General features: G+C 22.7%; 21 protein-coding genes and 1 other RNA gene. 3 read left to right on the top strand and 19 right to left on the bottom strand.

The features are described 5' to 3' along the window. Positions 1–70 precede the first annotated feature (70 nt). The 5 genes from ACXX87_RS02575 to ACXX87_RS02555 are packed head-to-tail and all read right to left on the bottom strand — an operon-like array spanning position 71 to position 8,899. Positions 71–4,045 carry an Mbov_0399 family ICE element protein gene (locus ACXX87_RS02575; RefSeq protein ID WP_436359128.1) on the bottom strand — a complete coding sequence of 1,325 codons (3,975 nt, stop codon included), beginning with the start codon at positions 4,043–4,045 and terminating at the stop codon, positions 71–73. Then, positions 4,035–6,662: an Mbov_0397 family ICE element conjugal transfer ATPase gene (locus ACXX87_RS02570; protein ID WP_436359127.1), complete on the bottom strand. Its 2,628-nt coding sequence runs from the start codon at positions 6,660–6,662 to the stop codon at positions 4,035–4,037. The genes ACXX87_RS02575 and ACXX87_RS02570 overlap by 11 nt, the downstream gene beginning before the upstream one ends. After that, complete coding sequence (locus tag ACXX87_RS02565) at positions 6,649–7,845, bottom strand: Mbov_0396 family ICE element transmembrane protein (RefSeq protein WP_436359126.1); 1,197 nt, start codon at positions 7,843–7,845, stop codon at positions 6,649–6,651. The genes ACXX87_RS02570 and ACXX87_RS02565 overlap by 14 nt, the downstream gene beginning before the upstream one ends. Beyond that, complete coding sequence (locus ACXX87_RS02560; RefSeq protein ID WP_436359125.1) at positions 7,845–8,144, bottom strand: Mbov_0395 family pilin-like conjugal transfer protein; 300 nt, start codon at positions 8,142–8,144, stop codon at positions 7,845–7,847. Before ACXX87_RS02560 ends, ACXX87_RS02565 begins: the two co-directional genes overlap by 1 nt. Then, positions 8,138–8,899 (bottom strand): DNA-processing protein DprA, encoded by a 762-nt coding sequence (locus tag ACXX87_RS02555; protein WP_436359124.1) that lies wholly within the window; start codon positions 8,897–8,899, stop codon positions 8,138–8,140. The genes ACXX87_RS02560 and ACXX87_RS02555 overlap by 7 nt, the downstream gene beginning before the upstream one ends. 113 nt (positions 8,900–9,012) lie before the next feature. On the opposite strand from ACXX87_RS02555, the gene ACXX87_RS02550 reads away from it, so the two are divergent. Beyond that, a complete protein-coding gene (locus tag ACXX87_RS02550; protein WP_436359123.1) occupies positions 9,013–10,026 on the top strand; it encodes a YhjD/YihY/BrkB family envelope integrity protein in 1,014 nt (337 codons plus the stop codon). 26 nt (positions 10,027–10,052) lie between these two features. Here the strand turns inward: ACXX87_RS02550 and topA are convergent, their stop codons facing one another. From topA to ACXX87_RS02500, 10 genes are all read right to left on the bottom strand, one after another. Continuing rightward, the gene (gene topA / locus ACXX87_RS02545) at positions 10,053–11,885 is read right to left on the bottom strand and encodes a type I DNA topoisomerase (protein ID WP_436359122.1); all 1,833 of its coding nucleotides are present in this window, start codon (positions 11,883–11,885) and stop codon (positions 10,053–10,055) included. Positions 11,886–11,908: 23 nt separating this feature from the next. Next, positions 11,909–12,460 carry a hypoxanthine phosphoribosyltransferase gene (gene hpt / locus ACXX87_RS02540; protein ID WP_436359121.1) on the bottom strand — a complete coding sequence of 184 codons (552 nt, stop codon included), beginning with the start codon at positions 12,458–12,460 and terminating at the stop codon, positions 11,909–11,911. A 75-nt stretch (positions 12,461–12,535) separates the two neighbouring features. Then, positions 12,536–13,444: a translation elongation factor Ts gene (tsf, locus tag ACXX87_RS02535; protein WP_436359120.1), complete on the bottom strand. Its 909-nt coding sequence runs from the start codon at positions 13,442–13,444 to the stop codon at positions 12,536–12,538. Positions 13,445–13,447: 3 nt separating this feature from the next. Further along, a complete protein-coding gene (rpsB, locus tag ACXX87_RS02530; protein WP_458573221.1) occupies positions 13,448–14,320 on the bottom strand; it encodes a 30S ribosomal protein S2 in 873 nt (290 codons plus the stop codon). 177 nt (positions 14,321–14,497) lie between these two features. Next, on the bottom strand, positions 14,498–14,935 hold the full coding sequence (locus ACXX87_RS02525; protein WP_458573220.1) for an iron-sulfur cluster assembly scaffold protein: 438 nt from the start codon (positions 14,933–14,935) through the stop codon (positions 14,498–14,500). 1 nt (position 14,936) lies between these two features. After that, the gene (locus tag ACXX87_RS02520; protein WP_436359117.1) at positions 14,937–16,088 is read right to left on the bottom strand and encodes an aminotransferase class V-fold PLP-dependent enzyme; all 1,152 of its coding nucleotides are present in this window, start codon (positions 16,086–16,088) and stop codon (positions 14,937–14,939) included. Next, complete coding sequence (locus ACXX87_RS02515) at positions 16,081–16,815, bottom strand: TlyA family RNA methyltransferase (RefSeq protein ID WP_436359116.1); 735 nt, start codon at positions 16,813–16,815, stop codon at positions 16,081–16,083. The genes ACXX87_RS02520 and ACXX87_RS02515 overlap by 8 nt, the downstream gene beginning before the upstream one ends. 2 nt (positions 16,816–16,817) lie before the next feature. Beyond that, positions 16,818–17,258, bottom strand: a complete 441-nt coding sequence (locus tag ACXX87_RS02510) for a hypothetical protein (RefSeq protein WP_436359115.1) — start codon at positions 17,256–17,258, stop codon at positions 16,818–16,820. Next, positions 17,227–17,655 (bottom strand): transcription antitermination factor NusB, encoded by a 429-nt coding sequence (locus ACXX87_RS02505; RefSeq protein WP_436359113.1) that lies wholly within the window; start codon positions 17,653–17,655, stop codon positions 17,227–17,229. The genes ACXX87_RS02510 and ACXX87_RS02505 overlap by 32 nt, the downstream gene beginning before the upstream one ends. Positions 17,656–17,658: 3 nt before the next feature. Continuing rightward, positions 17,659–18,405 carry a YebC/PmpR family DNA-binding transcriptional regulator gene (locus ACXX87_RS02500; RefSeq protein ID WP_458573219.1) on the bottom strand — a complete coding sequence of 249 codons (747 nt, stop codon included), beginning with the start codon at positions 18,403–18,405 and terminating at the stop codon, positions 17,659–17,661. Between the two features lie 209 nt (positions 18,406–18,614). On the opposite strand from ACXX87_RS02500, the gene ACXX87_RS02495 reads away from it, so the two are divergent. Continuing rightward, positions 18,615–18,830, top strand: a complete 216-nt coding sequence (locus ACXX87_RS02495) for an MAG6790 family protein (RefSeq protein ID WP_436359110.1) — start codon at positions 18,615–18,617, stop codon at positions 18,828–18,830. 134 nt (positions 18,831–18,964) lie between these two features. Beyond that, positions 18,965–19,204, top strand: coding sequence for a hypothetical protein (locus tag ACXX87_RS02490; protein WP_458557563.1), 240 nt, complete (start codon positions 18,965–18,967; stop codon positions 19,202–19,204). Positions 19,205–19,208: 4 nt separating this feature from the next. Here the strand turns inward: ACXX87_RS02490 and ssrA are convergent. The 4 genes from ssrA to ACXX87_RS02470 form a co-directional block, all read right to left on the bottom strand. Beyond that, positions 19,209–19,590: a transfer-messenger RNA gene (gene ssrA / locus ACXX87_RS02485) on the bottom strand. Positions 19,591–19,650: 60 nt separating this feature from the next. Continuing rightward, on the bottom strand, positions 19,651–19,878 hold the full coding sequence (locus ACXX87_RS02480; protein WP_458573218.1) for a hypothetical protein: 228 nt from the start codon (positions 19,876–19,878) through the stop codon (positions 19,651–19,653). Positions 19,879–19,889: 11 nt separating this feature from the next. Next, entirely contained in the window at positions 19,890–20,429 is a 540-nt protein-coding gene (locus ACXX87_RS02475) for a hypothetical protein (RefSeq protein WP_458573217.1), read from the bottom strand. A gap of 331 nt (positions 20,430–20,760) precedes the next feature. Further along, positions 20,761–22,008 (bottom strand): hypothetical protein, encoded by a 1,248-nt coding sequence (locus ACXX87_RS02470; protein WP_458573216.1) that lies wholly within the window; start codon positions 22,006–22,008, stop codon positions 20,761–20,763. Positions 22,009–22,205: the final 197 nt, after the last annotated feature.

The raw sequence follows: 22,205 nt of genomic DNA, 5'->3' as shown, positions 1-22,205 counted from the left end.
TATAATTTGAATTTAATTATACCAAATAAAGAAACATATTATGATATAAAAAAATAATGGTTATATCAAATTATTTTCTATATTTAAAGAATTTTTTATAAAATTTAATACCTATTAACGTGGATGAAGTGGTTAAAAAAGCAAAAATAGGTATTAATCAAAGAAAGTTAAATTTTTTTGATTTATTATTTTTCTGTTCTTTGTTAAAAGTTTCTTTTATGTTTTTAAACTTTTCTTTTGACAAAAAATTTATGACATAAAATCTTGTTTTACCAACCAATTTGTTTTCTTTATTATTTAAATTGGGAATTATTTCAAAATTCAAAATATTACTACCGCTTTTTGATACCAATTTCTCTATTTTTTCTTTATTTTCTATATCTAAAATAAAATAATCACTTTCATAATTAAACAAAAATTCATTAAAATAATCTTTAATATAATTAATTATTTTATTTTTTAACTCAAAATAATTTCCTAATTCAGTCTTTAATTCAGGAATTTTATAATTACTCAAATCAATTAATTTTTGATTTTCTATATTTTCTATTTTTACTTTGAGTGTCGAAAAATTAACTATATTGTCATATTTTCCTTTTATTTTGAAAAAAATGAATTTGTTTCTATGAGCAATTAAAGATAAAATTTTTTCATCAAAATATTCAATTTCTAATTCATTAGGAAAAGAAATATTATTATTAATAAAATAAGTATTTATGTAAGAAATTATTTTATTTTTAATCTCTATTTCATCAATAGATTTTAGTATCAAATCTTCCATTTTTATAGTGCTTAAATCCAAAATTTCCTTTATTTTTCTTGTTTTATTTTCAAAATTGAATATAGTTATTATTTTATTTTCATCACTATGATTAGATTTTATTTTTAAATATATAAAATCTTCTTTATTTCTATTTGCTAAATTAATTATTTCTTCTACTTTTTCAGTTTCGTTTTCAATGAAATAATCTTCATTATAATTAAAATTATTTGAGATATTTTCTGCTAAAAAATTTTTAATTTTTTCTAAAATTTTTTCACTATTTGTTTCATTTCCTAAATTAATACTATTGGATGAAAAATTATTAAACATCTTTTTAACTAATTTAAAATTAGTGTTACTTTTTATTTTATAAACGATACTGGAGTTTTCTTTTTTTATAAAATATTGCTCTTGAAAATGGTGAATAACTTCAAAATTAAAAATTAATTTGTCATCCAGTTTTTCAATAAAATAACTCACTTTGTCTTTATTTTCAAAATTGAACCATTCAGAATTAGCATTTAACTCCTGTTCTAAAGAAAAATTTTTAGATATATATTCTTTATCTATAGAAGGTATAATTTCAGTTTTATCAGCACTATTTAAATGCTCAATTTCTTGTAAATAATCAGTTCTTCAAGAAACAGGAATGTAAAAATATTTATTATTTATAACAAAATCAGAATTGGAAACTTCTTCTTTTATATCAAAACTTATTTTAATAATATTTTTATTAGTTTTTAATTGTTCAATTTTTCATATGGTTTTATCTTTGTTTTCAAAATCCAAAATGTTTTCATTAAAAAAATTTTTGTTGCTTTCAAAGTCTTTTTCATTTATTGACTTAGCTTGAAGTTTAATTCCTTCCTCGTTAATTAAAGGATTTATTTCAATGGTATTTTCTAAAATTGTATTTTGAAAATAACCATTTATGGAACTGCTCACATATTCTTGTCAGTACTTTATTATTTTTTCATAATTTATATTTTTTATAGTTTCTTCATTAAATTTATATTTATTTTTTAAATAAATAGATAAATGTTTTCCATATAATGTATCAAAAAAGTTTGAAATCTTGGAATTTACAAAAATTGAAGTGAAATTGTTATTACTTTTTTTATTGCCAATTAGTGCTATTTTATAATTTGTTAATCCTTTTGGCAATTTTGATGTAAACAATCAAATTCCAGAACTTGAAAAATAATTATTTTCATTTTCGCTTATTTTTATCGGTGTTCCATTATGGTTATTTTCATTATCATCAATCAAATTAAATTCATTATTTTGATTGTCAATTTTAAATCTTTTATTTGATGATGTTGAATCATTTACCTTTAAATTTACCCCTTTTTCTATTACAACAGCTTCAGCAATAAAACCTATTTTTTCAAAATTTTTATTTCTTATTTTTCCTAAACTGTCAATAGGATCTTGAAGAAAAATTGTTTCATAAGGCAATAAATTTGAATTATTGGAATAATCAACTCAAACTAACTGTTTTTTAGTTCCGGTTTCTTTATCTATTAATGGGTCATAAAATGGGTTTTTCTTTTTTGAACCATCGTTATTTAAAATAAAATTATTGTTTGAATCCTTTAAAAAAGGTTCTATTAAATCTCTTTGATTTTTATTATTTGCTGGATCTCAAGCAAATCACCTTAATTTTAAATCTAAATTGTTATTTTCTATTTCAATAATAGCGGTTCATCTGAAGATTTCATTTTTATTTTCTTTATTTATATCACTTTTATCATATTTCACCAAATCTATTTTATAGACCGCATTTGTAGATTCTTTGTAGTTAAAATTTAAGTCATAGAAGAAATCTCTGTTTATTACATCTATCTTTCTATCGTTAATGTAAAGAATTTCATTTTCTTGTGGTAAGGTTTTAAAATTTATTTTAACTGGAGTATTATAAACTCAATGACCACCATAAGTTTCAGTTATATTTTTATCATTTGCTTTTCTAGTTCTTGAATCATTTATCAACTCTAATGAATTATAATTAGTTATATCTAAATATTTACCAGGAACTATAACTAGTCTATCTTTCATAAGTTGACTTCTAAAAATTTCAGTTTCTTTATATTTTATTGTTGTATTTTCAGTTAAATTCAATATATTTTCTGAATTTGTGATTTTATTTCTATATCTTAAAGAAAAATTGATAGTTTCTATATTTGATTTTCTAACTGTTCTATATTGAAGATTGATATCGTTTGCAAACTTTACATCATTATAACTACTTTTAAATTTTCTAATTTTTTCTTCTAAATACTCAATATTTGTTTTTAATGAACTACTTCTTTTTTCTGTATAAAGACCATTAGATGCACCTGTATCTGTATTAATTTCTAAGTAATTATTAGTTAAAAAATTAGAAAAAAATCTATTTTTTATAATATTTAAACTTTTTAAAGTTTCATAATGGTCTACATTCAATAAATCATAATTAATGTGAAAATTAAAAGATAATTTAACTTTAAAATTTGTTAATCTAACATGAATATTATCTATATTATTGCCATTAAATTGTCCATTGGTTAAATAAAATTGTAATTCTACTTTTAAATTATCCATAAAAAAACTTTTTATTTCTTTATTATTTGTTGAAAAACGTTCTTTATATTCGTCAACTTTTTCATTTAACTTGCCAAAAACATACTTACTGATATTCAAACCATTAGAACCACTTGTAGAAAATTGTAAATCAGGAAAATTTTCATTTTGCTTATCTAATCCAAAGTAAAAATATAACTGTTTATGTTGATTATTTAAAATATTATATCTAATATAAGAATTGTGAATTGCAAAAGAACCATCATCATGATTTAAACCATTTGGAGCTAATTTAGATCCTATAAATTCCGTTCTTTGAAAATTAAAATTTTGATATGTTCACCCTTCTAAACCAGAAGCTATATTTATATTAGCTCCATATCATTTGGGATTTAAGTAATTTACTCAACTTCATAATCCAAAACCACCTTTTTTATTTGTGTATTCATGTTGAGCATATTTTCTATTTCAATTATAACTATCATAAAAAACAGTAAATGGTTTTTTATTTGAATTTATTTCATTGAAAGATCTTATTCATTCACTATAAGTTAATAAATCTCTTAAATTAGGTGAAAACTCAAATTCAGTTACAAATCTTTCATTAAAATTATGATTAGTTTTTGAATTATCCCTAATGTTTTGTTCATTCAATTCCATTGATGACATCATAAAAGGTATAAACGGAACAGTTGTTAATAAAAAATTATTAATTTTCATTATTCTCCATATTAATTAGCATATTTTTCTCTATTTCGTTATAATAAACTCTAAAATATACTTTCTTTTTCAAAGAAGATACAAGTAAAGATTCTCCTTTTCTTGCATTTAATAAGAAGTTAGTATCAAATTCATTTATTAAATTAAAATTTTCATTTTTTGAAAAAGGATTAAATAAAGAATTAATTATTTTTATATCGTCACCAGGTAAATTGAATAAGAATTTATATTGAATATTTTTTAAGATTCCATTAGTTTTATTTCTCATATTTTCATTTAATGAAAAGTCAGATGGATTTTGTGTAGATAAAATAAGTGAACCTTTAAATTTTCTTATGGTTTTAGCAGTATCAAAAATAAAGTCTAATGTTTGCAAGTTTTTGTGGTCTAAAAATTTATGAACTTCATCAAAAATAACTAAACTTTTTCTTTTATTTTTATAAAAATTATCGTTTATTTTTGTTTGAATTAAATTTAAAATCATAAAGAAAAAAGCATTGGAATTTTCTTTTGTAGAATTTTCTGTAAATGTCTTTACATCTATAATAATAAAATCTGAATTTAAATCCAAATTAGTTTTACCATTATAATTAGATGAATAAATTCCACTATTTTCAAAATTAATTTTTAATCATTCTAGCAATTTTATCCTTTCTTTTTCATATATTTCTTTATAATTTTTATCAAAATTTATTTCCTTAACTTTAATTATTAAATCACTAATTATAGGGAAATTCACTATATCATCTTTTAAATTTAAATTATTATAAATTTCTTTTAACGCTTTTATAAGTATGTATTCTTTTTCTTCTGTTAAATTTGGATATAATATTTTAATTCAATTTATAAAAAATACTATTTGATTTGTTATAGATCTTTCTATATTTTTATAATCTATAACAAACATTTGTAAAGGATTTATAGTTGTTTTTCCTGTACCTAAATCAAGTCAACTAATGGGAAACATATTTTTAAAATTTTGATATTCTCTTTGTGGATCAATTATTATAACTGAACTATTATTTTTGAGATAATTATCTAAAATAATCTTTTTTATTGTAGTAGTTTTACCACTACCAGAAGTACCGAAAAAAATACAATTTGAATTTGTATGATTAAAATTTCTTTTTCAAATATCTCAAATTATAGATTGCTTTTTATTTTTTCCAAGTAGAAACGAATTTTTATCAATATTTTTTTCAAATGTAAACGGTCAAGCATAAGCAATATTTCTTGAAACCATTTCTATATTTTCTTTTAATTGATCATTATTTAAAAAAGAAAAGGTTTTATATGCATCTATTTGTCTAAAATTTAATTTATTCATTATTGATTTCTCCTTTTTTATTGAATTATTTAAAACTAAATTTACATCATTTTTTAATTCACTTAAATTTTTATTAATATTTAAAAAAAGCATTGATGTCTTAAATAACTTATAATTTTCCACATTTAAAAGATAAGATAATTCATCAAGTGCTTCAATATTTTTTAACTCTTTTTTGCTTCTATATTGAGATTTTTTATTAAATGCCATACTGGTAAGCACTTTATTATTAGCAGCGTTTATTATTTTTTCATAATCTTCGGAAGCTATAGGTGATAAATGTCAAATAATTCAAGAATTATTAGAATTGAAAAATGTTTCAGCTCATCCTACATTTAAATTTAATGCTAAATCATTAATGGTGCTAATTTTACCTTGAAAAGAGTTAACAGAAAAATGATTTTTCTTAAAAACTAATTTTTTAGGTTTTAACAAATCAATTAATTTTTCTTTACTATTAATTTCATAAAAATCATTTAAAAGATTTTCAAAAGGATTAAAAAAAGAAAATAAAAATTTTATAACATTTTCTTTATTTAGTGTATTATTAGATATTTCTTGTTTATCAAAAAAGTCTTTAATATATTTTAATTCTTCATTTATACTTTCTTTTTTTGAAGAAAATATAATAAGAAAATATTCATCTTCAAATTCAAAATTCTGAAGGTTTTTTATATCTTCTTTACAATTATCAATATATGAATTTACTTCTTGATTTACAAATTTAAAATCTTTTTCTTCATCAATATTTATAGAAAAATTTATATTTTTTCTTGCTTTTAAAAAAGAAATTTTTTCTTCTCTTGTGTTAAAAAAACTAACAAACTGATCTAAAAAATATTTCTTTTCTTCAGTGTTTCTTGTTCAAATATTCAAACCATCAAATTTTATGACTGATATAAACTTATATTTATTTTCTATTAAATTTTTAAGTTTAATTTGACCATCATCATTTATATCATCTAAATTTACAAAAAAATTTGTGTTTGTTTTTTTAGAACTTTTACTAAAATTCTTATTTTCTGTCCAAAACATTATAATTCTTCATAGAATAACTCAAATTCTTGCATTATGTGATGGAATATAAATTAATAAAGAAGCAAAAAGCAATGATAAAACAAAAATAATAGAAATTGAAATTATTTTTTTATATTTTAAAATATCTGGAACAGAATATCAACCTATAAAAAAAGAAATTATAATTTCAGAAAAAAGAAATATTAAATCAGATAAATAAAAATTTCTTGCTATCAATATTTTATTTTTTTTGATACTTTTAGGTTGAAGCATTTTTTCCTTTCAAATTAGTGGTTATATCGTTATATGTTTTATTCAAATGTATATCATCTAATTGTAGAGATATTTTTTTTGAATTTAGTTCTTCAATGGAAATAAATTTAGTTAACTCTGTTTTATTATTTTTAAGATTTGCATTTTGACTTTTAATTATTTCTTTATTTTTTATAAAATTTTTGATTTCTTTTAAAACACTATTAGTTTCCTTTATATTTTCTTTTATTTTATATTCTTGATTTGTTAAAATTGAAATATATTTTAAAAACTTATTACAAGAAATAGCACCTCCTATTAACAAAATAGTTAAAATAAACATTTTGCTAAAATAATTTAAACTATTAACTTCAGTTATTCATGAATTTATAGAAATAGCATAAAAAGAAAAAATATTCAGAATCACTAAATAAACAAAAATAGAAATAAGTTTTGAAAAGAAACTTCTTTTTCAATATAAAAATTTCTTACCTTCATCCATTAAAATTGTTGAAAAGATAAACGGAGAAATTAAAAATAAAAAAAAATATTGAAATGTTTTATTAGCTAAATTTATACCACTTTTTATAAAAATAATTATTAACGAAATACCTACTATTGCAGGAAAAAATAGCAATTGTGAAGATGAAACAGAAAGATTTTTATAAGTTTCAAAATCAATAACTGAATAAGAATTATTATTTGTCAATTTTGTTCAAATGCTTTCCTGTATATCTTCTGGTTTTAGTGCTAAAAATATATTGTTAGCTATATTAGTTTTACTATTAAAACTTATAATCAAAATATTAAATATACTATTAAATATATTAATAACAATAAAACTTAAAAGTGGAATAAGAAAAACTAATAAAATTGAAGGTATTATATTCTTAAAAAGATTAAGAATTTTCACATTTTTATCGTTTTTCTTTGAGAATGACAATTTAATAATAACAGATATAAAAATTCCTATAAATACAATGCTGTTAATTATCAAAAAAGCACTAAAAACAATAGGTATTTTAATCTCACTATACTTTAATTGCTCTGCAGCTTTGCCAAAAAATAAAAGATTAATTAAAGGCGTGCTTAAAAAATTAAAAACTTGTGTAATTACAGATAAAAATTTAAAAGGTATTGTTATGAAAACAAACCAAAAAAATGAAAAAATAGAATAAAAAATTCTATCAACTATATCTAGCATTATGATATTCCAGAAGCTGCTTTTTTACTTATATCAACTGCAAAATTTACACCAATAGCGAAAATTATGATTATAACTACAAAAATAACTAAAATTATAAAAAAATGTACAATATTAGCTTTTCTTTTTTCACCAATAGAATAAACGATTTTTATACCAGTATAAATCGCTGCAATCATCAATAAAAAACCTACAAGTCCTGCAAATGCAGATAAAACAATATAACCAATTGAACTTGTTTTTTCAGCAATTTCGTTAATTATTACTTCACCACTATCGCTAGCAAATAACTTTAACATTCTTTCTCCTTAAATTCATAGACATCCTTTACAGAAGTTATTAAATTAGCCCCTTGTTTTATTAAACTAGAGTTTCCATCTTCTTCGCTAAAGTCACCAGGAAAACAGTAAACTTCTTTTCCGACATTAAGAAAATTGCTAACCAAATTCATTATTCCACTTTTAGTTTTTGAAGAATAAATTATAAGTGCATCACTCAATGCTGCAACCAGTCTATTTCTGTTTCTCAATTTATTTTTTGAAATATTGACATTATTTGGATATTCAGAAATAATTAAAGTCTTTTCATCCAAATCCACTTTGTTGGCAAAATAAGGATTATTTAACCCATTTGCTGAAATATAAATAGTTTCACCTTGTTTTAGTTTATAAAAATCATTGATTTTCATGTCTAAGTTTTTATAATAACAAGTTACTAATGTATGTCTTTTTATAACCTCTGGTAATGATTGATTAAGAAATTCATCTATTTTTTCATTATGAAAATCACCTGTTAAAGTCATTTTTCATTCTCTTTTTAAAAGTTCTATATTTCCTTCATAAAATATAACAAAAGGTGGATTTGTTAATATTTTAAAAGATTCAGGATATTCTTCATCCATTATAGTAATTGCTTTTATTTCTTTACTTTTGACCAAATCATCTATTTTTTCCAGTTCTTCTTCTGGTACTTTTTCTAATGTTTTTAAAGCATTATAAATTTCCATAAAATTTCCTGAGTATTTTATTGCAAAATAAATTAATATATTATTCATTTTTCCCTCCATTTAAATTTTCTTTTTTTTAATAAAAAATAATAAAAAAAACTAATTTAGGAAAAAAGAGCAATTTTTCATAAATTTATAAGACTAAATAGTATAATTTAGCAATGAAAAACAATAATTGATTTAAAGACAAATTAATAAAAAAGAAAAATAAATTTTTGATAAAAAGACTTTTAAATTTCTTTATTTTAATAATATTAAAAATATCTATAAGACCTAAAACTTGAAAAACTAGAAAAGATGAAGTTAAAACTCTAGTGTCTAGAAGTATTAATAAGTTAGCTTCTGTGGAATTTGCTTTTTTACCACCTGGATTTGCTTTTTATCTTTTTGTTTCCTTTATACCTATTCTTATTATTAGTTTTTCAATTATTTCTTCTATTAATTTTGGTTGATTTTCAAATAATTTAGAAAATCTCAAAGATTTTTTATTAGAACAAATTTTAAATCGTTATATTCCAGGAATTAATAATTCAATTCCAAAAACACTTAATATTTTTTCAAGCACAACTTGAGAAACAACTACTTTTATTTTATTATTAATTTCATCGCTTTGAATTGCGTCATCAGGTTATGCAAAATTTATATCTAGTCAATCTGTTATTTATAATCACAAAAATACGGGAAATATCTTTTTAAATCGTTTAAAAGGAATATTAATTGTAATAATAATTTCAACAATTTTATCTTTATTTTTAAGTGTTTCTTCTTTAATTTTTATTTCATTAAAAAGTAAAATTGAAGAAATTTGATTATATGATTTGTCTTTTTATTTAATTTCAATTATATTTTTATTTATGTTTTTTTATATTACATGATTAATTACTTTAAAAATAAGCCCTGTATTTAAAATTAGCTTTAAACAAATTTTGCCAGGAACTTTTATTAGTGCATTATCTTCAACTTTATTTTCAATTATTTTTGGTTTTCTAGCATCAGCAAAATTTATTAATTATGATAAGTTTGGAACATTAGCTACTTTTTTATATCTTTCTACATTTTGTTTATATATTTCATACTTGTTATATTTTGGAGTTATAATAAACGAAGCATTTTATAAGAGTTTATTTAGTCAAATTACTAAACATAAATATAAATTTCAAAAAACAAAAATATAAAACACAGAAAAATTCTGTGTTTTTGTTTATTTTTTACGTCTAAAAACCTTTTTAGCGTCTGGATCAGGTTTCATAAATTTACATTCAGGAAATGAAGAACATCCAATAAATCTTTGACCGTTTTTCTTATTATAACGATAAATTAAAGGTGCTTCATTCTCAGGACAATTTTCCCCTGTATATTCCAGTGGAATTTGCACTTTTTTATTATTTTGTTCTGAATCAGCCATTTTTTCTTGAAAATCATTTCAGAAAGTATTCATAAAAGATTTGTAATCTTCTTTACCTTCTGCAATTTCATTTAATTCTTCTTCAATAGAAGAAGTGTATTTTTCTTGAATAATTTTAGGAACTGAATCTTTTAAAACTTCTAAAGCAGCATAACCAAAATCCGTAGGTATTAATGCATTATTTTTAGATTCAACATAAAATCTATCTTTTAAAACAGAAACTGTTGATGAAAAGGTGGATGGTCTTCCTACTTTAATTTCATCCATAGCTTCAATTAAAGAACCTTCATTATATCTGCTTGGTGGGTTTGTTTGATTTTCAGAAGGAATATATTCGTTAACTTTTACAATTTCACCTTTCTTAAAATCAGGGATAAAATCATCTTTATCACGACCTATTAAAGAAAAATATCCATCAAAAACTACTTTGGAAGAACTTAATTTAAATCAGTGTCCGTTATTTTCGAATTCATAACGAACGATTTCTCTAATAGGTGTTTCCATAACAGCTTGTAAAGAAATGTTATAAATTAAATTATAAATTTTATATTGTGAATCATTTAAATTAAATTTAACTTTAGCCATATCAGGTGTTAATGTTCAATCTGTAGGTCTAATGGCTTCGTGGGCATCTTGATCTCCAGAAATCCCTTTTACAGTATTAGAAACATAGTTTTTTCCGTATTTTTTCTCTACATAACTTTTAGCGTTATTTATAAATGTTTGACTTAATCTAGTTGAATCTGTTCTTGGATAAGAAATTAATCCACCACTTTCATCAATACCTTCATAAAGTTCTTGTAAAACTTTTGTTACTAACTTAGAAGACATACCTGCTTTTTTAAACAAAGTAGATTGTTTTAAAGGTGTAATTTTAGCATCTGCTTTTCTTGTTATTTTTATATTTTTAACAACTAAATCACCTTTTAATTCTGACATTATTTTATTAATGTTAAAATTACTAATTCATTCAGAATTTTCAAATTCTTTCTTGTCCTTATAAAAGAAACTAAACTCTAAATTATTATCTGATGTTGCTTTTATTGTGTGGTATTTAGTTGGAATAAATTTTTTGATTTCTTCTTCACGATCTACAACTAATTTAAGTGCAATGGATTGAACTCTTCCTGCTGAAGGGTTTGTTCTTGCATTTTGAATTTTTCTTGTTAATAAGTTGGATAATCTAAAACCAATTATTCTATCGAGCATTCTTCTTGATTTTTGTGAATTAATTAAATTTTGATCAATCATTAAAGGTTTATTAATAGCGTTTTTTATAGCTTCTTCTGTGATTTCATTATATTTAATTCTTTGATATTTATTTTCAATATTCAATGCTTCAACTAAATTATATCCAATCGCTTCTCCTTCACGATCCGGGTCAGTTGCGATTAAAACTTCATCAGATTCTTTTGCAGCTTTTTTCAATTCTTTAATAATAGTTTTTTTCTTTATATCTTCTTTATAAATGGGTTCTCAATTTTCAAAATCGATCCCTAAACCGTAAATACCGCTTGTTTTCATTTCAAAAATATGCCCATTACAAGCCATAACTTGATAATCGGTTCCTAAATATTTTTGAATTGTTTTAATTTTATTTGGTGACTCAACAATTACTATTTTTTTCATATTATTTAATTATATAAGAATATTTACATATCATCAAAACTTTTTTCATCAAAAACTCCAATATATGGTAAATTTCTCATTTTTTCCTTTACATCCAACCCAAAACCAACTAAAAATTCATTAGGAACTTCAATACCAAATTTATCTGGATTATAATTTGTTTGTCTTCCGCTTGGTTTATTCAATAAAGTTAAAACTCTTAAACTTTTTGGTTTTTTAGCTTTTAATAATTCCACAACTTTTTCAATTGTTATCCCTGAATCAATGATATCTTCTGTAATTAGAACATCTTTCCCAACAATATCATGAGCTAAATCCATAATTATTTTTACAGATCCAGTTGATTGTTGCCCACCTGCATATGAAGATAAAGTCATAAAATCAATAATATGATCAACTTTTATATCTTTAATTAATTGAGCAAGAAAAGGTAATGAACCTTTTAGTAAACCTATAATAACTAAATCCTTGGACTCTTTATATGTTTCATTAACTCAGTTAGCTAATTCCTTTATTGTTTTTTCAAGATGTTCTCTTGTGTATAACACTTTTTTTATTCTTTTGTCAATTTCCATTTTATTTATAAAATCCTTTTTTTAAATTTATTAATAAAAAATTAGGAAATATTTTTGTCCTAATTTTTTAAAATATTATTTTTTTGCTGCTTCAGCTACTTGTGCAGCTACTTCAGCAGCAAAATCAGTTTCTTGTTTTTCAATACCTTCCCCAACTTCAAAACGAACTATTTCTAGTAAAGAAGATTTTTTAGAATCTAAATATGATTTAACTTTAAAACTGCTGTCCATTACAAATTCTTGTAATTCTAAAACAATTTTAGCAAGTTCTTTTTCAACTTTACCATTAATCATCATTTGTTTAATGTTCTCTGGTTTTTTAGAATTTTTTGGATCATTTTCAATTTCTAAAGTAAATTCTTTAGTTAATTTATCAACTTCAGAACTTGGAACTTGTGAAACAAGAGCATACTCTGGATTCATAGCAGCAACGTGCATTGAAACATTTTTAGCAGCTTCTTCATTTTCTCCGTTAATTAAAACTAATGATGCAACTCTTCCGTTTGTATGAATGTATGAACCAATTCTTTGTGATTCAGATGCAGATAATTTTTTAGCTCTTCTAAAAGCAATTTTTTCACCAATTGTTGCAGTTGCATCAACACATAACTCTTCAATTGTTTTTCCGTTTTCATCTTTTAAATGAGTTGCTTCTTCATTAGAAGAAAAATCCCCTTTTAAAAGCACTTGACCTATTTTATTAACTAAATCAATAAATTGCTTATTTTGTGCAACAAAGTCTGTTTCTGAATTTACTTCAAAAACTACAGCAGCTTTTCCATTTGTTGCTACTGATACTAAACCTTCTGCAGCAATTCTTCCTGCTTTTTTAGCTGCTTTAGCTTTTCCGTTTTCTTGTAATCATAAAATTGCTTTTTCAACACTTCAACTTGAAGCTTCTAAAGCTTTTTTACAATCCACCATAGGAGCATCTGTTCTTTCTCTTAACTCTTTTATAAGAGCCATTGTATTAACTTTTTCCATTATTTACTCCTTTTCAACTTTTTCTACTTTATTTGCATTTTCTTTGAAGTTATTTCTTCTTTGAAATTCTCTTTTTTCTTTTTCTGGATCTTCAGGTAAAATAACTTTTTCATCTTCTTGATATGCAAATAATTGTTTTCCATTTTTAGCAGCAACAATAGCATCTGCTAAAATTGTTAAAATTAATGTAATTGATTTTACAGAATCGTCGTTTGCAGGAATTCCAAAATCTACTAATTCTGGATCTGCGTCTGTATCTAAAATACCAATAACTTTAATTCCTTTTCTTTTTGCTTCTTTAATAGCAATTAAATCATTTTTAGGATCAGCAATAATCATTACATCTGGAAGTCTTTTCATCTCCCTAATCCCTTGAAGATTTTTGTGTAATTTTTGAAGTTCTTTAGTTTTTAAAACTCCTTCTTTTTTAGTGTAACCTTCAAAGTTAGTTTCTGCTAATTTTTCTAAGTCTTCCATTTGTCTAACTCTTGAAAAAATAGTTCTATTATTTGTAATAGTTCCACCTAATCATCTTTCAGAAACATAAATTGAATTTGTTCTTAAAGCTTGCTCTTCAACTGCTTTTTTAGCTTGTCTTTTTGTTCCAACAAAAATAAATGAAGCTCCTTTTTGTGCTGCTTTATAAACTAATTTGTAAGCAAATTCTAAAGCTCTTTGAGTTTTTAAGATATCAATAATATGTGTTCCTAATTTTTTTGTATGAATGTATGGTTTCATTTTAGGATTTCATTGTGAAGCTTTGTGACCAAAATAAGTTCCAGCTTCTAATAATTTTTGTTTTGAAACAATTTCTCTTTCATTTGATTGAGAATGTGTTTCTTTTGCATTGTGATGCATTTCTTTTTTTTCTGACATTTTTTCCTCTTTTTATTTGTTATTCTTCCTATAATTTCGAACATTTGGCACTTTTCTCAAGCACACCCAAATGAATTCATTATAGTGCTTTTTTATTTTTTAAATTTTATATATTAAATTTTACCAAATTTTTTCAATATAAAAAGAAAGAAGTTAAATTAAGTTTCTTTCTTTTGTTTATTTTCCTTTATTTACTCATGATTCAATATTATCTAGCACTACTTTATAAATCATTGAAGCACATTCTAGCCTATTTAAGTGAGTTTTAACATCATTAAGCGCCACTAAATTTCCTATTTTTTCTAAATTATCAACATTTTTCTTTTGATTTATTAAACTTTTATAAATTTCGATGATTTCTTTAATTTCTATAATTGTTTTGTTTTTTATAATGTCAAGAAAAATATCTGCTGAAGATAAAAAAACTGCACAGCCTATACCTTTAAATTTAGCATCTATTACTGTATTTTCTTGTAAATTAAGTGCTAATCAAATTTCATCAACACAATTAGAACTATGTAAATAATTATTATTTCAGTTTGGTAATTCTGCAACTTTATTTTTTGCATTAGAGTAATGATCCATTATTAATTTTCTTTTTTGATTTGCGTCCATTTTATATAAAACTTAAAAAGTCTCCTCCTTCTTTTAGTGCTTGTACTAATTTATCTACATCTGTTTTATCATTATAAAAAGCTACAGAAATTCTTACATAATTATTTTCATTTTCTACTTCAGAAAGAAGTTTTGAACAAAAATTTCCGCTTCTAACATATATATCTTTATGACCTAAATAAGAAGCTATATCTTGTGGTGCATATTGTTTTATGTTAAATAAAGTTATAAAATCACCCCTTTTAGATGATATATTTATACCTTCAATTGTTGATAATTGGTCATATAAATAATTAGCTACTTCTAAATTTAAATTATGAATTTTTTCAATTGAAACTTCGTTAATTAAATCAATTGCTTTATCTAATTGTCAAATTGCCGCTAAATTCATAGTTCCTGGTTCAAAAGCACTAATTCCGCTTTTTCGAGTTCAATTATTAGATTTATCTATTTTTTCAACTGCTCCACCACCAAAAATAACAGGGTTAATTTTATTTAAAATTTTACTTTTTATTGCTAAAACTCCTAAACCTGTAGGTCCATACATTTTATTTGCACTAAAAACTACTATATCTGAATTTTTAAAAGAAACTTTGTCATGAGCAATTGCTTGAGCAGCATCATTGAACACTATTGCTTTTACTTCTTTTGCTTTTTTATAAATTTCAGTAGAATTAAAATTTTGGTTTATGTTATTTGTAACTTGAGAATAGCAAATAATTTTAGTATTTTTATTAATATCTTCTAAAAGGTTTTTTGAATATTTTACTTTTAAATTTAACTCTTTAGCTATTTCGATTCAAGGAACTATATTAGAAGAATGATTATAAAATGATAAAAGGATTTCATCATTTGCTTTTAAAAGTTGTTTAGACATTAATGCAAATACATTAATCGATTCAGTTGTTCCTGATGTAAAAATAATTTCATCTTTTTTAGCATCTATAAGTTTGGCAATTTTTTTTCTAACAGTTTCCACTTTTTTTAAAACCTGGATTCCTATTTTTGAATCTGATGTTCTAGTACTTATTGAGTAATTTGAATAAAAATCTACACCCGCTTCTATTACTGATAAAGGTTTTTGAGCTAAAGCTGCATTATCAAAATATGTTATTTTTGATAACATAGGAAATAATTTTTTGTAGTTATTCATATTGACTCCTTTTAAATAAAGTTATATATTCTATATTTTTAGATTTATTGCCTAAAATTGGCGATTTGAAAATTTTTATAAGTTCAAAACCATTATCTTTTCCGTATTCAACAACTCTATTTATTAAAAATTGATGATACTTTTCGTCAACATAACCACCTTTTTCCACATATTTACTACTTGCTTCAAATTGTGGTTTTATCAATAACATAATATCTGTATTTAATGTCACGATTTCTTTTATTACCTTAAACACTTCTTTTAAACTTATAAAAGAAACATCACAAACTATGATATCCATTTTTTCTTTAAAAAGTTCAAATGAAATTGACTTTAAATTTGTCTTTTCTAAAGGAATTACCTTTGTATTCGTTCTTAATGAGTAGTCAAGTTGGTTTGTTCCAGAATCCAATGAATAAACTTTTTTTGCACCATGTTTTAAACTAACTTCTGTAAATCCACCAGTTGAAGAACCAATATCTAAAACTGTTTTATCTTGAAAATTTAAATTAAAAAGTTTAATAGCTTCTAGCAATTTATAAGCCCCTCTAGAAACTCATTCTTTTTTTTCTTCAAAAACTTCTACTTTATCTTTTTCAAAAGAAATTTTAGTACTTGGAATAAAAATAATTTCACCATTAACTTTGACTTTACCCATCCTAATAAGAGTTTCAGCGTTTTTAAGATTTTTTTGTTCTAAAAGTTGTAAAAGAGTTAATTTAGACATTTTTATTTTGCTACCTCTAAAATTTTAGTTATATAATAGTTAAAATTGCAAGTCGACTCCATTAATTCATTTGCAAAAAAATTAAATTTTTTTCTACTTTCTTTTTCAAACTCAAAAATATTATTATGATTCATTTTTACGCGAAAATAAAGGAAATTAGACAAATAAGTAGAAATTTTTTTATTATCTATTTTACTTAAAACTTCATCTGTATTAAGTATTTGTTGTGATATCCATATAAAAGATTCTGAATTAAACTTTTTAATCAATGAAATTTCTTGTTCATAAATCTCTTTTATATCAATTTTTAAATTAAATATTAAAGCTAACTTTGTAATTAAAAAATACATTTTTTTATTACTAAAAATGTATTTATATTCTTTTTCATAATTATTTTTTTTAATTAAAGAATTAATTTTTTTCAATTTTAAATTGTTTTTCATATTCTTTACTTACTTTATCTAAAATAGCATTCACAAATTTATAATCTGTATCTTCTTCTAAAGTAAAATCCTTTGTTATTTCTACGAATTCATTAATTACTATTCTTTTATCCAAATACATTAATTCAAAAGCACCCATCAATAAAATTGCTCTAATTAAAGGTTTTACATTATTTCATAATACATTTTCTTTAAAAAATGAACTAATAATTTTTTTATGGAAAAAATACTGTTTTTCTATTAATTCTAATGTTTGTATTTGTTGCTTATTTAAATCTTTACTCTCAAAAATTCGATTACTTTCAATTACAAGATCTTGTAACTCATAAGAATAAATTACAGAAATTAACTCAATTCTATATTGCTTTCTTGATTTTTTACTAGATATTGATTTCATTTTTTACTCTTCTTCAGAAAGAACAGATAAATCCATATTATGAAATACTTCTTGGATGTCATCATCGTCTTCAAATTTTTCAATATGTTCTAATAATTTTTTTGTTTTTTCTTCATCTAATTGAACCTCTTGATTTGGGATATAAGTTACTTCTGCAGTTTTATATTCAAAATTGTATTGTTTATCCAATGCTGTTTTTAAACTTAAAAATTTTGATGGTTCACAATAAATTTCATAATATTCATTTTCTGATTTAAAGTCTTCTGCTCCATTTTCTAAAGAAAATAACATCAATTCTTCTTCATTTGCAAGATTTTTTTCAATTTCTAAAACACCTTTTTGATCAAAAACATAAGGGATAGAACCTTGTTTTCCAACTTGCCCTCCTGCTTTTTTAAATAGTGCTTGAATATTTGCTGTAATACGGTTCATATTATCTGTTAAACAAATAACCAAAAATGTTACACCACCTGCTAAAGTTCCTGAATAAATAACTTCTTTAAAATCAATGCCTTCTTTTGAAGCACCTGTTGCTTTTGCAATTGCCTTTTCAATATTAGCTTTAGGCATTGATTTTGCTCTTGCTTTAGAAACTACTAATCTTAAAGCTGGATTTGTGTCTATTTCTCCACCACCTTTAGCTGCAGCAACCATTATTTCTTTTGAAAATTTAGCAAAAATTTTTCCTCTTATTGCATCTTGAGCACCTTTTCTATGCTTAATATTAGCTCATTTTGAATGTCCAGCCATTTTATCTCCTTATTTTATTGAATTAAATATATATGTAATAATTTATATTAAATTATAATAAATTTTTTGATTTTTATTATGGTTTTTTATATAAAAATTAAAAAAATCTAATTTTTTATATTTATATAGTTATTTTTAATTTTATTTTTAAAAAATGCTGTAAAAAGTTTTATAATTTTATTGTATAGATATTAAAGAAAGAGGTAAATATGTATCAATATAAAGCCATTTTAAAATCTACAAAAGAAGTAATTGCTCAAGGACATTCTTTAGAAGATATTGAAAAAGATATTGTTCATTTTATAAGAGAGCAAAAAAAAGGAATTCATACTAATAGTAATGTTCCTATTGAAATTTATCATATTCAAAGAAATAAAACAGATGGAATTGATTTATCTAAAGAAAAATTAGTAAAAACTATATAAAATTCATAAATATAAATAGGATTTAGTCCTATTTTTTATACTTTAAATTAAAAAACTTCAAAAAAATGGATTTTTTTCTTTTTAAAGTTCATTTTTTAATTTTTTTATTTTTTAAGTGTTATAATGATTTTGTTATGAATGAATTAAAAATTAAAAAAACTTTTAATGAAATTTTCAGTTGAAAATCTCATTATGATGAAGAAAACAGCCTATCTTGCGGTTATAAAAAACAATACTATCATTTTTTAAGTTATGATTCAAAAACAAATACAATTTATTATAGAGTTAGTGATAGTAATAATCCTGAAGACAACAATGCTTTTTATTATGATACAAGCATTAAATATGAAAAAATGCTTGAAATAAAAAAATAAAAAATGGTGGAGATGCCGGGAGTTGAACCCGGGTCCACACATAAGCTTTATTAAAAGTTTACAGTTTATTTAGTTTTTATAATAAATTAGTCTAAAACTAACAAAAAGAATCTAATTTATTTAACTATAAATTTCTTTAGATTTTAGTTAAATCTATCTAAATATCCTTTAAAAAAACTTAAAAAATAAAATCAAAGGAAAATCTTATTTTTTAACTAATTTTTAATTAAGCAAAAATTAGATTTGAATTTGCAGAAGCTAACATGTTAAATGATACTTCTGATTTTTTATTTTCTTTTCCATTTAGAAAAGCCTAGAAGTAATTATAGTCTACTACACTACTGAGTTTTAATATTACTTATATATGTCGAAGCCAGTACACCCCCATACATAATTATTCTATCACATAAATAAAAAATATCTTAGGGAAAATCCAAGATATTTAATTATTTTAGTTTTGAAGCTCATTTTAGAAATTTTTTTACATTTGGAAAATCTTTTTTAAAATGTATATCATAAATAATTTCATCAATAAATGGTAAATAAAAATTGTCATTTCTTGATTTATACTGAATTTCAATTTGACTAAAAATTTCTTTAAAATCATTTATAGTTTTTGGTTTAGATAAATGTTTGATGAAATCTCTATAAAAATTTTCTGTTTTTAAATCCATTTTAAAAAATATTAAATAATTTGTGGATTTTGCTTTTTCTGTGGTAATTTTTCATATTCATCAATAAAAATGAATTCTTTTCTAAAAATTTTCTTTTTAGTAAAAATTATTTCATTGAAGATAACGATTCTTCTTGTATATTGTATTAAACTATAAATAAAAATAAATATCAAAATTTCTAAAATCAAAGTTAATGAAAAAATAACGATAAATGATATTCATATAACTTCTCAAGTAAATGAAAAGTAAAAACTATCTTCAACTTCTAAAACCTTTAAAATTGCAGAAAAAATAATCAAAAACAAAAAATACCAAAGGGGAAGTAATCCAATATATGACCGTGTATTATAACGATTAAATTTAAAGTAAATATTTTTTTCTATTTTTTCTTTATTTGTAACTAAAGTTTTAAGAGAAAAATAATTATCTTGTATTAATTTTCTAATTTTAGCACAATATTTTCTTATTAAAATAGGATATACAAATAACAATATTGAAAAAGTAACAACAAAAAAGATAATAACTAAAGGGATTAAAACATATAGTTCCATATTAACCTAAATTATCTATTTTAATTTTGTTTTTTCTATTACTGATTATAAATATTGCTCTAAAGTTGCTAAAATTAGATAATAATTTTAAACTTTTTTTCATTTTTCTCCTTTTTTATATGTATAGGGCTAAAAAAATACCCTAAAAAGGGTATTCTAGATTTGTTTTTTTAATAATGTGCATTTACTATATTGTAATAACTTTTTGGTTATTACATATTAATTATAATACAATTTTTACGTTTTTCAAGAAAAAAAGTAAAAAAGTGCATAAAAACTCTTATTTTAAAACAAAAAAATGAATTAATTCATAAAATTTAAATTATAAATATTATGAATTTTTCATTGGTTGTGGTGAATTTTGTGAATCTTGGTGTTGGTCACCACTCATCATTGAATTATCTGATGTTGTTTTATTTTTTTCCATACTATTAGAATCAGAATGCATCATATCATTTGAAGTATTAGGATTTTGTTTTGATGTTGATTTATCGCTAGAATCTTTCATCATCATATTTGATTTATCCATTGAATGCATTGTTTCTGTTGAATTTGATTTTCTTGTAGAGGTTCCTTTTATTGCTTCAAATGTATCTTTGCTTTCAACTACAAATTCTGGTTTAAATACTATTCTTTCAGTCCCATCTTTCGCAAAGAAAATAAATGTATAGAATTTTCCTTCTGTTAGTTTATTGTCTCCAGTTCATGAAAATTCTAAAGCATTTTCATTAACTACGTCTGCATTAGCTTTTGCCATAGCCATAGCTTTTTTAACTATTGGTTTTCCATTAGCATCTTTTACTAAAGTATTGTCATGTAATGAAGTTACTTCTGTTGCAAATGCTAATCATTCTCCTTTAACACCTTGTACTGGTGTGTTATGTAATTTAAAAGTAAATATACCATTTGCATCTAATACGTTTTCACTTCTAACTGCTGGAAATTCTAATTGTCTTTCTTTTACAGTTCCTGTTGTAAGTTTAGTTACTCCATATTCTGGTACAGTAAAGTCAATTGATAAATTAGTAATTGTTTTAATGGAAGTTGCAGGGAAAATGTCTTTATTGTCTTTAATAAAATCATTTTTGAAAGTTATTTTTTCTGTGCCGTCATTTTTTCAAAAAATGAATGTATAGAATTTTCCTTCTGTAAGTTTATTGTCACCAGTTCATGAAAATACTAATGGAAAATCTTTGGAAGCATCTACTTCTTTTGCCATCGCCATAGCTTTTTTAACTACTGGTTTTCCTTTTGTGTCTTTTACAAGAGTGTTATCAGTTAATGATTTTACTTCTGTTGCAAAAGCTGTTCACTCACCTGAAACTCCTTGTACTGGTGTGTTATGTAAGTGGAATGAGAAAACTCCGTTTTCATCCATTCTATTTTCTCCTCTTGCAGCAGGAAATTCTAATACTCTTTCTTTTACTTGGTTTGCTTTAGCAATTCCATAGGTTGTATAATCTAATGATTGATTAGTTTCGTTAGTAGTTTTAGCAGGATTAGAACATGAAACAACTGCAAAAACAGTTGTTAGTGTTGGTAAACCTAATAATAAAACTGATTTAAATCTTTTTTTCATAATTTCTCCTTTATATTTAAAGTTTTTTAAAATAGATCTAAAAATCTATTTGAATTATTATAGGTCTGTTGGAAGAAATTGATAACAAAACCCTATTTCTTATAATAAAATTCTTGTTTTTTACAATTTTTTGCTATTTCTAGATAAATTATTTGACTTTTTTGCAAAAAGTAGTATTATACGCCCATTTCATTTGA

Source organism: Mycoplasma sp. 613B, assembly GCF_054343485.1.
Note: the sequence above shows the minus strand (reverse complement) of the source record. Positions and strands in the feature narration are given on the sequence as shown.